The following is a 13,529-nucleotide window of genomic DNA, read 5'->3' as shown; positions in this document are numbered from 1 at the left end:
GCCTTCTCAGGCCGGAATGATCCTGGCGTGGTATTGGAACTGCTGCGGGGCCTTGATTGGCTGGCAGCAGGGGGAGGCGGGGTTGCACTTTGGGGTGCGTCTCTTCCTGACTAGGCGTCCTGGTCCAGGGCCTGGTTGAGGGCGATCAGGTTCTGGAGGTGGGCGTAACTGTCGGGGTTGAGGTCGGTAAAGGCGATGGCCATGCCGTCGGCTTCGTGTCGACAGATGGTTCCGTTGATGGTGAAGTGGAGCATGCTGGTGGTGCCGCTCAGGTCGATATCCACGCTACAGCTGGTTCCCAGGGGGAGTTTGTGGCTGGTCTCCAGGAACACGCCCTTGAGGCTGATGTTTTTTGTCTCCAGGCTGGCGCTCAGCGGGCGCTCGGCTTGGCTGTGGACATGGGCGGTGCTGATGAAGTTGACTCGTCTGGCGCTTCTGCGTTCGTTAACCATGGCTGCTGCTCCTTGGGTATGTGCTGGCCAAGTTGAGAGAGGTGTGCAGGCGGTGGCTGATCCAGGGTGTAGCTTCCCTGGATGACGCTGACCTGGGGAACCTGTCTGTTGCTTTCAAAAAAATCATACATGGGTTGCTGGCTCTGCCAGAAGCTGCTCCAGAAAGAGCGCTTAAATTTTTTTAGGTTGGCAGGGCTGGGCACAAAGGGAAAGATGTGGACCGCTACAGAGCGCTGCCCCTGCTGCAGTGCGGCCTGCACCAGGCAATAGATTTCTTCCATGGCCGCATCTCCCATGGCAAAGCAGCCCCGGGAAGAACAGCGGCCATGGATCATGATCTGCGACCCTTGACGACCATGGATGGTATCGTAAAGGTTTGGATAGCCAATGTCAAAGGCAAGGTGATAACGGGAGTGCGGATTGAGTTGATCGAGCCGGACCTGGTAGAATCCTTCAGGACTCTGCTGGTCTCCTTCGGCCAGTTTTGGACCGAGAAATCCGGCATAGCAACAGATGGGGTAGCCCTTGAAAAGCCTGAAGCGTCCCCGGGACTCGATCCACAGTTCCAACCGTTCCGGGAGCTTGAAGATCCGGAGGTAGACCTTGCTGCCCATGGTCAGTTCTTGACGTTCCAGCTGCTGTTTAAGCCTGGTCAGGGGCCTGGTGAGCGCCTCTGCAGCGGTGGGGGGGGGCGTGATGCTCTCTGCCGAGAGGACCTGCTTCCCTGGAATGGCTGCGCCAAGCAACCCTGCCCAGAGGATAACAACCGGCACCCTGTTGCTCACTCTCTCTCCCGGGCGATCAGGGCCCTGTCTCCCTCTGGCTCTGGGCGTATGTTGATGCCGCGCATTCATTCTTCCCCAGATCCAGTTCTTCCTGCCTCTCCTCATCCGGTTCTTCCAGGTTGGCATTGACCAGCCGGATGAAGGCGTACTCCTCTGGCTGGGGACGCATGTTGTCCTTGATAAAGGAAACGAATTCAGAGAGTCGGCTTATCTCGTAGATGCCCCGATTGCGTTGCAGCACCTGTTCCAGGGCCAGGGTAAAGCAGAGCTTTTCGTCGGCCTCCTGCCAATCGATGTAATGTCCGGGCAGAACCTGGATGGCGGGGTCCAGCTGCTTGATCTGCTGGATGGTTGCATAGAGCAGCTCGGCCCACTCCTCTGCCTTGCCACCCAGGTCCGGACGTCCCACGGAGTCGATAAAGATGGTGTCACCGGAGATGATGAACTGCTCGTCAATGATGAAGCTGGTGGAGCCCGGGGTATGTCCAGGGGTGAAGAGCACCCGGATCTCGGGACCGTCTTCAGGGCAACCAAAGGTCTCGCCGTCAACCAGTTCGGTGTAGGGGTTTCTGGATCCCTTGAAGTCCTCGGCATTGGCGTGGAAGCTGGCCCCGGTGGCGGCGGCGATGGCGCGACTGCCGGCAATATAATCTGCCTGAAGATGGGTTTCAAAGGTTCTCGTGATGGTGGCTCCTTTCTCCCTGGCAAAGGCCAGGTAAAAGTCCAGGTCACGGGAGGGATCGAAGGTCATCAGTTCCTGGCCGCAGAGGAGGCCGTAACTGCAGGAGGCCTTGCCGGGCCGGATAAATTGGTAGAGCTCGTAGCGGTCGTCGCCGTGGATCAGCATGGGAACCAGGAGGTTGCCCCAGGACTTGATGCCGCCGGCCAGGTATCCCACCTGGTCGAAGCCGTGTTTTTCCAGGATTTCGGCTACATACCTGGCTGAGCCTTCCTGGGCACAGACGATTCGGATCTCCCTGTCCCTGGGAACCTGGGCAACCATCTCCTCTTCGATCTCCATGAAATCATAGTAGGAGAGGTTCAGCATCTCGAAGGGATAGGGACCTTCCACTTGAAAGCGCTGGAAATCTTTACTGTTGCGTACATCGAGTATCGCGATGTTTTCTTGCCTGATCAGCCACTGAAAAAGGTCATTAGCCTGGTACCTGAATATTGCCATCTGCTCGCTCTCCTCTCTGGCCGCGGGTCCGCCTTGGCTGGAATCCTGAAGGGTGAATTGTTCTCATCGATAGATCTTTGTCTACAGTATAACAGGAAAAAGGCAAAGGTAAACCGCCTGTCGATCGGGAAATATCGTGCCCGCTTCTTCAGCCGTTCCCAGGTCCCACCGGCCAACCGGGATTGGAGCATGGTGTGTAAGCCTGCCCTCTGTCGCCGCTGGCCGGGAGTTGTCGGCAAGCAGGCAGGATAACGGGACCTCTCTTGCGGAGACGGTCTGTTTTATTTTGACAAAAACCAAAATATCACCGTAAACTGGAGCTGTTAGACCCTTGTTTCCCACGGTCTCTTATCCATGGCTCCCTTTGCCGCCTCCAGGAGTGTTCCTTTGCCTAGACAAGTCTTGCTGAGGTGCTGCAGTGCCCTGTTGTCGGTCGCATACGCCGCCCGATCCTGGGCCTCTGCTTCATCGATTCCCGACCACGCCCCCTCCCAGGCGGAGCGGTTGGTCGAACTGGTCTGTGCCCTGCCCCAACAGCTGGGCCAGGACTCCAGTCGACTGCTCCTCTTGGCGGTGGCTCTCCTCCTGCTGGTGCTGCTTCTCTTCCACCGGCGGCAGCGAAAGATACTGAGCACCACCTCCCAGGAGTTGCTCCAGGTCGAGGCCCGTTATCGGCTCCTCTTTGAACAGTCGCCTATCTCTCTGTGGGAGGAGGACCTTTCCGCGGTCCGGTGCTACCTGGAGTATCTCCGGGATGAGGGGATCTCCAACCTGGGTGCCTACTTTGATGCCCATCCCGACGAGTTGAGGGCTTGCGCCAAGAAGATCAGAATTGTCGATGTCAATGCCAGAACCCTGCAGCTCTATGAACTCGAGGACAAGGAGGAACTCTCCACCGTGGCTGATCTGCTCCCCTTGGGGGCGGAGTGGATCATCAAGGAGGAACTCCTGGCCCTGCTTGCCCGCGGCAGTTTTGAGGTCACCGTGGCCGACCGGACCCTTTCCGGCCAGGAACTCACCATCGAGCTCCGGGTGGTGGTGGCTGCCGGCTACGAGGATACCTGGGAACGGGTCTATGTCTCGGTGCTCGACATCACCGAGCAGACTCGGCTTAAGAAGGAAAAAGAGCAGTATGAACAACAGATGCAACAGTCGAGAAAGCTGGAGGCCATCGGCAGCCTGGCCGGTGGCATAGCCCATGACTTTAACAATATCCTGGCCCCGATCATCGGTAGGGCGGAGCTGATGATCCTGGAGTCCGGAGAGGAATCCGGGGTTCGGGACCACTGTCGAAAGATCCTGGACGCCTCTAAGAGGGCCAGGGATCTGGTCAGGCAGATACTGACCTTCAGCCGTGAGGTTGACCAGGAGATCAAACCCTTGGCCATGCAGCCGATTGTGGATGAGGTGGTGGCCCTGGTTCGGCCCACCCTCCCGGCCACCATCGCCCTGCAGACCTCGCTGAAGCCTGACCTGCCCTTTATCATGGCAGATTCCACCCAGATACATCAGGTGGTCATGAATCTGGTGACCAATGCCTTTCATGCCATGGAAGAGACCTCGGGCACCCTCTCGCTTGAGCTCGACGAACAGCTGCTCACCATCGCCGAGTGCCTGGATGAACAGTTTTCCCCGGGTCGCTATCTCTGCCTGAGGGTTGCCGACAGCGGCCATGGGATGGACCGGGCGACCCTGGAAAAGATCTTTAACCCCTACTTCACGACCAAGGCCAGGGACAAGGGCACAGGATTGGGACTGTCGGTGGTCCATGGTATCCTGCGCAGCTACGGCGGCACCATTCGGGTGGAGAGCGAGGTCGGGGTCGGTACCACCTTTTCGCTCTTTTTGCCGGTGGTTGAACTCAGACCCCCTCGGCCCGGTCTCAAGCCTCGCCAGGGCCCCCTGCCCCGGGGAGACGAGCACATCCTCCTGGTCGATGACGAGCATTCCGTGGCCGAGGTCTGCAAGGGGATGCTGGAAAAACTGGGCTATAAGGTGACCATGCGGGTGAGCAGCCTGGAGGCCCTGGAGGCCTTTCGCAAGCTCAGCGATCAGATCGATCTGGTGATCACCGATTTAACCATGCCCCAGATGACCGGCCTGCAGCTGGTTGCCCAGCTCAAGCAGGTCAAGGCCGATATTCCGGGGATTATCTGTACCGGCTTCAGTGAGCAGTTGGACAGTTCCAAGCCCTCCACCGTCGGGGTGGACGCCTACCTCAACAAACCGGTGCTGATGGAAGACCTGGCCTATGATGTCCGGGCAGTACTGGATGAGGCCAGAGGCAGGAGTGCTGATAGTTCCGGGCCCTTGCCGGCATAGCCCCGGACAGGGCCGGCGGCTGCGCAGGGGTCGGGGAAGTGGTGTGTTCTTACTGATCGTTGGCGATGATGGTAAAGGCGTCCGGCGGGTCAAAGGCCCAGTGGATGTCCCGCAGGTAATCGGCCGCCTCTCTGGCTCGATTTTCCCGGATCAGCTCCACCAGGCGACTGTGCTGGTCCAGGTTCCTCTGGTTCCAGCGGCTGCCGTAATCCCGTCTGGGAAAATCATAGAGCTGTGCCTTCAGGATCTCAACATATCTGCGCATTCGTTGGTTGGTGGAGAGTTGGAGAAAGACGTTGTGAAAGGCGATGTTGGCCTGGTTATGACGGACCATGTCACCCGCCTCCATGCTGGCCTCGATCTCCTGGTTGAGGGAGATCATGGTGGCCAGGTGCTCCTGGGTGAGCTGGGGAAAGACCGAGAGCAGAATCCTGGACTCAATTCCGCTAAGAATTTCATAGATATCAGCGACGTCGTCCATGGTGAGCAGGTTAATCTTGACCCCGCGTTGGGGCTGGATAGTGACAAAGCCCTGCTCCTGAAGCAGGAGCAGGGCCTCCCGCAGGGGCGTGCGGCTGATACCCAGCTCTGCTATCAGGGTGTTGACCCGGATGGAGGAACCGGGCGACAGGGTACCCTGGCGCATCTGCTCCTGGAGGTAGTTGTAGACCTGGACCCGGAGCAGGTTGTTGCCAGGTCCGCTGGTAATCGTCATCTTTGCATCTCCTTTAACTGTGCATCTCCTTTAAAGCTGCTGTGGCTGAGGAAGGGGCGGCCGCTGCTGGAACCTTGCCGCTATCAGGTGCGCGCCTACCTTCCCTCGATGGTTGGGCTTGGTCTCACTTTGGGAGACACCCTAATGGTTCACCGGGACAGATGCGAGGGCTTAGAGCAGCTGGGGTACTTTTTTTTTTAAAAGGAGGTGTACAAAGAGAAGGCTCCTGGGCCGATGAGCCGTGGAAAATCGGCCCCCGGAGCAGTTGGCTCATGGCCGCGTCCTTGCGGCTGCTGGAAGCTACCAACGGATCAAGGGACGGTCAACAGGGTTCAGGAGGGGATTTGGCCTGGAGCAGAGGTGCCCGCTCAGTAGAGCTTACGACACACCGAGTAGTGGACATACTCGACCAGCGAGTTGATGTCGTAGATCGGGATCCTGACCTCCTCCTGGATGGCCAGGGAAAAGGCGGAGAGGTCGGTACACTCCAGTACCAGGGCATCCAGCTTCCGGCTGGTGGCCAGGGAGACGGCGGCTGCACAGATCTCTGCCTCCAGCTTCACCATATCAAAATCATGTCGCCTGCCCTCGATGATGGTCTCCCAGAACTCGGGACGTCCCTCCATCCCCTGGATAGAGACCTCGGCCATGGTCGAGCCGGTGGCGCTGAAGTGTTCTTCGCTCAGGGCAGCTCTGCTGGCCGTCAACACCCCGATTTGCGCCTCCTGGCCATGGATGAGACGGACCAGGGGGATGTTGAGCAGGCTGGAGAGGAAGACGGGAACCTGCACGGCTGCCGCGATCTGGGGCTGGAATCTGGCAAGAAAACCACAGCTGCCGGTGATGGCCCGGACCCCATCGCTCTCCAACTGGCGGGCTGCCTCGATGAAGGGCCGGACCAACTCCGCGGAGGGATCAAACAGCAGTTTGGGGATATCGACGCCCTTGACCACCGAGCAGACCACCGGGAAGTCAAAGGATCTGGGGTTGCGCAGGTGACCCCTGGGCTTTGGAAAAAGGGATTCCAGACAGAGGACTCCCACTGGTAGGTCATAGTAGAGATAGCCGCCTTGGAGGATCAACTGCTTGCTCCTTGAAGAAGAGGGCAGCGGCCGACTCGATGGAGCCGTCCGCTGCCCGGTTGGTATGGACTGAACACCCTCGGGTTATCAGTTGGCGCGAATTCCCAGCTTGTCGATAACCTTGCTCAGGTCCTGGTACTGCTGCCGGACCACTGGGCTCCACTCTTCCGGTCCCAGGTAGGAGGGGGTGGCGTGGATGTTGTCCATGGCCTTGATGAATGCAGGGTTTTTTACCATGGTCCTGGTTGCAGCAGCGATCCTGGCCATGACCTCCTTGGAGGTACCCTTGGGTGCTGCAATACCGCCCCAGCCGATGTAGGATCCCTGGTAGCCCAACTCTTCGAAACTGGGTACTCCCGGAAACTGATCGGACTTCTGGCCCAGGGCCAGCAACTTGACGTTGCCCGATTTTACCTGGGGAATATAGCTCTGCGGGAAGACAAAGGAGACATCGGTGTGCTTACCCAGCAGCGAGGTCACCGCCGGAGCAGAACCCTGGTGCTCAACGTGTTTGAGATCGAGATCCGCGTCGATCTCCCAGTGGCGCATGGCCAGGGTCAGCCAGGTGGCGGCACCCGGGCTGGCGTAGATGTACTTGCCGGGAGCGGCCTTGGCATCCTTGACAAAGTCTGCCAGGTTCTTCCAGGGGGCGTCCTTGTGGGCAATCAGGCCACAGTTGCCGATCATGATCCTGGAGATGTATTCAAAGCTGTCGACTCCGTAGGAGGTCTTGGCGGTCTGGGGGGCAATCAGGACGGCGCCGGCCTGGGCAAGGAACAGGGTGTAGCCATCGGCCTTGGCATGGGCGGCAAAGGTGGTACCGGCCACCCCGCCACCACCGGTTTTGTTGACCACAATAACCGGTTGGCCCAATTCTTTTTCAGCAAAATCGGCCCATACCCGGGCAGTGAGGTCGGCGTCACCACCCGGCGAATAGCAGACAATCAGTTTGATCGGTTTTTTGGGGTATCCCCTTTTCGCCATGGCCGGCTGCAGGGCCACCAGGCCAACGGCGATCAGGGTTAAGATGGAACAGCTCAGCAGACGTTGCACGGTTTTCATGGTTTCTCCTCTTTTTGGTCATGTTGCAGGTTGTCAGGGCTGGTGTGGCCCTGATAGTTTTCAAGGTACCCCTAAGGGTACAGGCGGCGGCCAATCAGTTGTTTGGCTGGTCCGAGGCCTTGAGTTGATCTACCTCCATGGCAAGTTTATTGGTTTTCATTCTGGTCCTGGTAATGGAGATAATGGATACCAGGGCCAGGAACAGAAAGATCGCTGGAATGGGACGGGTGAAGAAGATCGAATAACTGCCGTCAGAGATCACCATGGCCTGGTCAAAGGCCCGCTCCCAGATGGGTCCCAGGATAAAGCCGATGATAAAGGCCCCGGCACTGAAGTGGTAGCGCTTCATCAGGAAACCGACGATGGCGAAGATGATCAGGGTGAAGATGTCAAACAGGCTCTGGTTGATGGAGTAGGCACCGACAAAGCAGAACACGGTGACACAGGAAAAAATCAGGTGCTTGGGCGCCTGGGAGAGTTTGATCCAGAGGTTGAAGCCCATCTTGGCGATGAGGTAGAGAAAGAGGTCACACATCAGCAGGCCGCCGAAGATGCCGTAGATCAGATGGGTATGTTCGTAGAAGATGGTCGGCCCGGGGGTGATCCCCTGGATCAGGAAGGCACCCATCAGGATGGCGGTGACATCGTCTCCGGGAATCCCCAGGGTCAACATCGGAATCATGGCAGAACCGGTGGTGGCATTGTTGGCGGCCTCGGGTGCAGCCAGGCCGTCGATGGCGCCTCTGTTGAACTTTTCCGGTCGCTTGGAGCTGCGCTGGGCCTCGGAGTAGGCCATGAAGGCCGCCGGAGAGGCACCCAGGCCAGGGAGTGCGCCGAGAAAGGAGCCGATGAACGATGACTTGATCATGGTGGGCAGGCAGTATCTGAAATCTCTGAGGGTGAACCGGTTATCCTCCCTGTTTTGGGAGAGGGTGAGCCGTTTTTTCTTTTTTGCGGTATAGGCCTGGCCTACCTGCTGGAGTACCTCGGGCAGGCAGAGCAGACCGATGACCATGGGGATCAGGGAGATCCCCCCGATCAGTTCGGAGGAGCCGAAGACAAACCGGGTGGCGCCGGTGGTCTCGGAGATGCCGATGGTGGAGAGCCAGATACCCACCCCGGCACAGATGATTCCCTTGATGATCGAGGGACCGGAGATGGAGCCGACCACGGTCAGGGCCAGGACGATGATGCTGAACCGTTCCGCCGGACCTGCCTTGAGGGTGATGATCGACAGGGGGGCGGCCACGAAGATCAAGAGCAGGTTACTGAAGACATCGCCAAAGACCGAGGCAGAGAGGGCGGTGTTCAGGGCCTTGCCGGCCTGGCCCTTCCTGGTCAGGGGATAGCCCTCCATGGCGGTACAGACCGCCGGGGGCGCGCCCGGGGTGTTGAGCAGGATGGCGGAGATGGAGCCGCCGAAGATTCCGGCCTTGTAAATCCCGAGCAGCATGGGGATGCCGATCAGGGGGCTGACGTAAAAGGTCATGGGCAGGAGGATCGCTATGGCCATGATGCCCGATATCCCCGGGATGGCCCCGAAGATCAGCCCGGTGAGGACGCCCACGGCGATCCCGGTGAGGGGGCCCAGGGAGAAGATGGACATCAGTCCTGATAAAATTTCAGCAATCATTCTTTTGTACTCCTTGTTCCAGGAGACCCCGGGGATGCCGGCTCGCCGTGGTCACTTTTTCGAGGGGATAGCCCCCCTTATGGGGCAGGGCCTGCGGTGTGGCCCTACTTTGGGTTGAACCCGGGCTGTTATTCAAAAAGGACCCCCATGGGCAGGATAATCTTCATCAGGTGAAGGGCCAGATAGTAGAGGGCCACGCTGAAACCCACTGCCAGAGGGGTGAGGACCAGCAGGTTGCGGCCATGGAGGAGCCAGGATACCATCAGCATGACGATGGGGGTGGAGATCATGAAGCCCAGATAGTGGAGCAGGATTAGGTAGAGAAAGAGGAGGGCGAGATAGTAAAAGAGGTAGCGCGTCTGTTTCGGGTTATGATCTGTCCCTTCCTCGCCGCCTGGAGCAGAGGGGGCCACCGCGCCCTTGCCGAACCATCCTGTGATCATCAACAGCAGGCTGAGGAGGACCACGATGGAGATGATAAATCGAGGGAAGGCCAGGGGGCTGCTGGCAGAGCTCATCCCGCCGCTGACAAAATGATGCATGTTCAGCAGGAAGGGACAGCTGATCCCGAAGAGGATCAGGCCGATGAAGAGATCCGTTTTATTGGTATAGGGTGGGAAACGTACCATGGTCACACCTCTGAGGTTGGATTCAAGCGGTAATCAATCAATGGTAATCAATATAAGCAGCAGCTCAGCACCAGGCGACTCCAGAGGAGTCTATCCATGATGCTCAGCCGATTTTTCGGGCCTCGCTGCCCGGAGTGGGGCAGGGGAGGATGGCCCTCTGCCTTGCGGCCTGCACTGTTCATGGCTGCTGGTCCGGCAGCGGGTGGTGGAGGTCACAGTAGTTTTCCAGGGAGACCGGACGAAAGGGTTGCCTGATCCGGAGGCTGCCCACGCTCTCAACACCGGTGGAGCATGCGGCTGCGGTGATTTCAGCCAATGCCGGGCCACACATCCTGCCCTGGCAGGGACCCATGCCGCAGCGGCTGAAGAGTTTGACCTCGTTGACCTCGGTGCAGCCCTCTGCAACGGCCTTTCTGATCTCGCCGGCTGTCACGCACTCGCAGCGGCAGACCATGGTCTCGTCCGGGACCTTGAAGAGCTGAGGGTGGGGTGCAAAGAGATGGCGGAGGTAGCCCCGGGAGATGCGCATGGTCTGCAGTTGTTTCCGCGGAGCTGCACTGCGGTCTGCGGCCTCCTCCTTCGAGATCACCCCCAGGTAACGGGCCGCAGCCACGCCGCTCATGCTCCCTTTGAGTTGACTGGCATCTCCTCCATGGACATAGCCGGCATCCCCGGCCAGGAAGAGGCCGGCTATGCTGGTGGCACCGTCCTGATCCAGCAGCGGGTACCAGTAGCGCTGAACCCTGTCCCAGTGATGCTCGATCCTGAGAGAGTTGAGGATGTGGGTGCGGGGGATGATGCCCTCGTGACGCAGGAGGGTGGCGGCCCCCAGCAGGTACCGCTTACCCCTTTTTCGGTAGCTGACCTGCTCCAGTTGTCCCTCTCCCAAGGCCCGGATGTCGCTGACTCCCCTGATGAGCGGGATCTTGCCCTTGAGGACCTGGAGGGCCATCTTGACGCCCTTGTTCAGGTAGGCCGGGTCCAGGGCTGCTGCCGGCATCAGGGGCAGGGCGCGCAGCCGTTGTGACCAACAGCCGGTATCCAGCCAGGCCACGATCTTGACCCCGGCCTGGAGCAGGTGGCCGGCCAGGAGCAGCAGCAGCGGGCCGTTGCCTGCCAGGACCACAGGAGCAGCGGGGTCCTTGTCCAGGGTCCCGCCGGAGCGGAGCAGGATGTCGGCGCCACCGGCGCCCATGACTCCGGGCAGGGTCCAGCCGGGAAAGGGGACCGGTCGCTCCATGGCGCCCGGAGCGACGATGATGGCAGAAGCCTCCAGGGTGGCAGGGACTCCCTCGAGCGTGCAGGATACCCTGCCAGGCTCCAGTCCCCAGATGGTGGTCTTGGGGCAGTAGGCGGCACCGGAGGCCCGGAAGGCACGGACCAGCTCCATCCCCTGGGCCCGCTCCCTGGCCTGGAGCGCCTGCTGTCCAAGGGGGGATTCGATGTTGCGGAAGAGCTGGCCGCCGGGGGCGGCCTGTTCGTCGATGAGGGTTACCTCCAGTCCGCAGTCACGGGCGCTCACCGCTGCTGCCAGCCCGGCAGGTCCGGCCCCGATGACGAGGAGATCTGTACGCCTGTTCATAGTTTGATGCTCTCTGGCAGAGGTTGTCGTCTGACCTGCATCCCTTCCTCAACCGTTACCAGGCAGGATTGGACATCAGGGAGTCCGTTGATCTCCATCAGACATTCGAAACAGACGCCCATGAAACAGAATGGGGCCCGGCCGCTGCCGTCCACCGGGTGTTTGCAGGTGTGGCCGGGATGGGCGTAACCGGCAACTGCGGCGGCGACGCTGATCCCGGCAGGGACTTCAAGCTCTTGCCCCTCAAAAAGGATGCGCACGGTGGTGGTGGTGAGAGGTGTGGACATGGCTACTCCTTGTTCAAGATGCGAATCCAAAACGATTAAGCGTCATTTTCCGGGCCAGCTCCGGTAACTCCCCGCCCAGGAGGTAGTCCGCAAGCAGTCTGGTGTGGAAGGCGGCCAGGGTTACCGCACTGTGGGTGTTGACCAGGGTGACCCCAGGGTGTCCGGGCAGGCGACTGTAGATGGCCTGGCTGTCTTTGGGCATCACCCTCAGGCCGCTCCAGGTACGGATCAGCCGACGTTTTCCCAGTGCAGGCCAGACCCGGATGGCCCACTGGCCTTCGCTGGCCACTGCAGAGGGGACGACCTGGGTATCGTGGCCGACATACTCATGCCGAAAACCGATGATCACGGTGCCGCCAAAGGTCTGGGTGACCCCCAGCATGGGGATGGGCATCACCTGGGGCAGTCGTTCCACCAGCAGTACCTGGCCCTTGTCGGCATGGACCGGCAGGTCGGGGATGGCAAAGTTGGCCAGTCTGCGGTTGGCCAGGCCGGCGGCCAGGACCAGCTGTTGGCACTCCAGGGGCCCCGTGGCCGTATGCAGCCGGTAGCCGCCGCCTGCCAGGGGCTCCACCTGGTGAACCAGGGTCTTTAAGGTGGTGACCCCCACCCGGGTAAGGGCTACCTTATAGGCACGCAGCAGGGCCAGGGGGTCGATGATGCCGTCTGCCTCACACCAGGCCGCCCCTGTCACCTCGGGACCAAAGGTGATGGCCGGCAGCTTTCGTTCCAGTTGGCTGCGGCTGATCATCTCGCCCGGATACTCCTCCAGGACCTGTCGGAGCCGATCGATATAGTCGGCGCGACTGGAGTACTCCTCCTCACCCAGACAGGGGATCAGGCCGCCGCGGTAGTTGACCGGGATCTCCAGCCCTGAGACCTCGCTCAACTCGCGGCTCAGTTCGGGAAAGAGTCGGGCCGAGAGAAAGGCCAAGCTGGCGTAGTCCGGGAGGTGGGCAAATTTGGATTGGCACCAGATCAGGCCCACGTTGGTCCGGGAGGCCTTGTCGGTTGCCGTTGGTCCGTCCAGGAGGGTGATCTGCCGCCCCCTGTCAGCCAGGCCATAGGCCAGGGCTACTCCGGAGATGCCGCCGCCGACGATGATGATGTCATGTTCTCTTGCTGTTGTGCTCATTGGCCTCTGCAAAGTGGTCCGCTGAACAGGGCCAGGTATCCAGCACCTGTCAGCTGCATGGTTGTCAGTTGCTTGCCTGTCAGCTGGTGGCTTGCCTCTCTGCCTGCTTGCCTGGTTGCCTGTAGGCAATGCAGTCCACCTCTACCTTGAGGTCACTCATCATCCGGGCCTGCACCGTCACCCGTGCAGGGGCATGTTCTGTGGAAAAGAATTTGGCATAGACCCTGTTGAACTCGGCAAAGTCTCTGGGATCATCGAGCCAGACCCCCACCCGGACCACCTGGTCCAGGGTGTAGCCTGCCGACTCCAGCACCTGCTGGAGGTTGTTCAGGGTGACCAGCGCCTGTTTGCCCATGGTACCGGCGACCATCTCTCCGTCGCTGTCACGGGGTACCTGGCCGCTCACATAGAGCCAGCCATCGGCTCCGGCAGCCCGGGAAAAGGGGAGGCCGCCTCTCTGGGGGCTGCCGTAACGTTGAATGCTCATCTCACCTCTCTCTGCTCTTCTCTCTGCTATTGGCTGCAGCTGTTTCCCTGGCTGGCATTCAGCAGAGTGGAACTGCAGTGGTTGGTGTAGCACATCGGGATCAGGGGTATGGACGAACAGGATGAGTGTTGTCGCAATATGTTACAGCTGGTATACTCTCTCTCCAGGTCCCGATGCA

The 13,529-nt window shown here is 59.9% G+C and carries 13 protein-coding genes; 1 reads left to right on the top strand and 12 read right to left on the bottom strand.

The genetic code is table 11. The features are described from left to right. Positions 1-110: 110 nt before the first annotated feature. The 3 genes from G494_RS25965 to G494_RS0102450 are packed head-to-tail and all read right to left on the bottom strand — an operon-like array spanning position 111 to position 2,417. Positions 111-452: a PilZ domain-containing protein gene (locus G494_RS25965; RefSeq protein ID WP_084456304.1), complete on the bottom strand. Its 342-nt coding sequence runs from the start codon at positions 450-452 to the stop codon at positions 111-113. Further along, on the bottom strand, positions 371-1,237 hold the full coding sequence (locus G494_RS26580; RefSeq protein WP_051305285.1) for a L,D-transpeptidase family protein: 867 nt from the start codon (positions 1,235-1,237) through the stop codon (positions 371-373). Before G494_RS26580 ends, G494_RS25965 begins: the two co-directional genes overlap by 82 nt. A 16-nt stretch (positions 1,238-1,253) precedes the next feature. Then, on the bottom strand, positions 1,254-2,417 hold the full coding sequence (locus tag G494_RS0102450) for an MBL fold metallo-hydrolase (RefSeq protein WP_028583253.1): 1,164 nt from the start codon (positions 2,415-2,417) through the stop codon (positions 1,254-1,256). Positions 2,418-2,843: 426 nt separating this feature from the next. Between G494_RS0102450 and G494_RS21560 the strand changes: the two genes are divergently transcribed. Further along, entirely contained in the window at positions 2,844-4,739 is a 1,896-nt protein-coding gene (locus G494_RS21560; protein ID WP_161629925.1) for a hybrid sensor histidine kinase/response regulator, read from the top strand. 49 nt (positions 4,740-4,788) lie between these two features. On the opposite strand, the gene G494_RS21555 is transcribed toward G494_RS21560, so the two are convergent. The 9 genes from G494_RS21555 to G494_RS0102395 form a co-directional block, all read right to left on the bottom strand. After that, on the bottom strand, positions 4,789-5,454 hold the full coding sequence (locus G494_RS21555; RefSeq protein ID WP_051305281.1) for a GntR family transcriptional regulator: 666 nt from the start codon (positions 5,452-5,454) through the stop codon (positions 4,789-4,791). Positions 5,455-5,822: 368 nt separating this feature from the next. Further along, the gene (locus G494_RS0102435) at positions 5,823-6,536 is read right to left on the bottom strand and encodes an aspartate/glutamate racemase family protein (protein ID WP_028583252.1); all 714 of its coding nucleotides are present in this window, start codon (positions 6,534-6,536) and stop codon (positions 5,823-5,825) included. An 87-nt stretch (positions 6,537-6,623) separates the two neighbouring features. Beyond that, positions 6,624-7,598, bottom strand: a complete 975-nt coding sequence (locus G494_RS0102430) for a Bug family tripartite tricarboxylate transporter substrate binding protein (protein WP_051305280.1) — start codon at positions 7,596-7,598, stop codon at positions 6,624-6,626. A gap of 94 nt (positions 7,599-7,692) precedes the next feature. After that, positions 7,693-9,231 (bottom strand): tripartite tricarboxylate transporter permease, encoded by a 1,539-nt coding sequence (locus G494_RS0102425; RefSeq protein WP_028583250.1) that lies wholly within the window; start codon positions 9,229-9,231, stop codon positions 7,693-7,695. Between the two features lie 128 nt (positions 9,232-9,359). Then, the gene (locus tag G494_RS25005) at positions 9,360-9,860 is read right to left on the bottom strand and encodes a tripartite tricarboxylate transporter TctB family protein (RefSeq protein WP_051305279.1); all 501 of its coding nucleotides are present in this window, start codon (positions 9,858-9,860) and stop codon (positions 9,360-9,362) included. A 178-nt stretch (positions 9,861-10,038) separates the two neighbouring features. Continuing rightward, positions 10,039-11,442, bottom strand: coding sequence for an FAD/NAD(P)-dependent oxidoreductase (locus G494_RS0102410; protein ID WP_028583249.1), 1,404 nt, complete (start codon positions 11,440-11,442; stop codon positions 10,039-10,041). Then, the gene (locus G494_RS0102405) at positions 11,439-11,729 is read right to left on the bottom strand and encodes a (2Fe-2S)-binding protein (protein WP_028583248.1); all 291 of its coding nucleotides are present in this window, start codon (positions 11,727-11,729) and stop codon (positions 11,439-11,441) included. The genes G494_RS0102410 and G494_RS0102405 overlap by 4 nt, the downstream gene beginning before the upstream one ends. A gap of 13 nt (positions 11,730-11,742) precedes the next feature. Next, positions 11,743-12,864: an NAD(P)/FAD-dependent oxidoreductase gene (locus G494_RS0102400; protein ID WP_028583247.1), complete on the bottom strand. Its 1,122-nt coding sequence runs from the start codon at positions 12,862-12,864 to the stop codon at positions 11,743-11,745. A 79-nt stretch (positions 12,865-12,943) separates the two neighbouring features. Beyond that, positions 12,944-13,351 carry a RidA family protein gene (locus G494_RS0102395; protein ID WP_028583246.1) on the bottom strand — a complete coding sequence of 136 codons (408 nt, stop codon included), beginning with the start codon at positions 13,349-13,351 and terminating at the stop codon, positions 12,944-12,946. Positions 13,352-13,529 lie beyond the last annotated feature (178 nt).

This window comes from Desulfogranum mediterraneum DSM 13871, from assembly GCF_000429965.1.
GTDB classification, from domain to species: Bacteria; Desulfobacterota; Desulfobulbia; order Desulfobulbales; family Desulfobulbaceae; genus Desulfogranum; species Desulfogranum mediterraneum.
The sequence above is the reverse complement of the archived record's forward strand: the minus strand, read 5'-3'. Positions and strand labels throughout refer to the sequence as shown.

What these genes read in the sequence shown, in the direction of transcription:
- G494_RS0102430 (WP_051305280.1), bottom strand. Translation starts at nt 7,598, where the DNA reads ATGAAAACCGTGCAACGTCTGCTGAGCTGTTCCATCTTAACCCTGATC.
- G494_RS0102450 (WP_028583253.1), bottom strand. Translation starts at nt 2,417, where the DNA reads ATGGCAATATTCAGGTACCAGGCTAATGACCTTTTTCAGTGGCTGATC.
- G494_RS25005 (WP_051305279.1), bottom strand. Translation starts at nt 9,860, where the DNA reads ATGGTACGTTTCCCACCCTATACCAATAAAACGGATCTCTTCATCGGC.
- G494_RS0102395 (WP_028583246.1), bottom strand. Translation starts at nt 13,351, where the DNA reads ATGAGCATTCAACGTTACGGCAGCCCCCAGAGAGGCGGCCTCCCCTTT.
- G494_RS0102410 (WP_028583249.1), bottom strand. Translation starts at nt 11,442, where the DNA reads ATGAACAGGCGTACAGATCTCCTCGTCATCGGGGCCGGACCTGCCGGG.
- G494_RS0102405 (WP_028583248.1), bottom strand. Translation starts at nt 11,729, where the DNA reads ATGTCCACACCTCTCACCACCACCACCGTGCGCATCCTTTTTGAGGGG.
- G494_RS25965 (WP_084456304.1), bottom strand. Translation starts at nt 452, where the DNA reads ATGGTTAACGAACGCAGAAGCGCCAGACGAGTCAACTTCATCAGCACC.
- G494_RS0102425 (WP_028583250.1), bottom strand. Translation starts at nt 9,231, where the DNA reads ATGATTGCTGAAATTTTATCAGGACTGATGTCCATCTTCTCCCTGGGC.
- G494_RS0102400 (WP_028583247.1), bottom strand. Translation starts at nt 12,864, where the DNA reads ATGAGCACAACAGCAAGAGAACATGACATCATCATCGTCGGCGGCGGC.
- G494_RS21555 (WP_051305281.1), bottom strand. Translation starts at nt 5,454, where the DNA reads ATGACGATTACCAGCGGACCTGGCAACAACCTGCTCCGGGTCCAGGTC.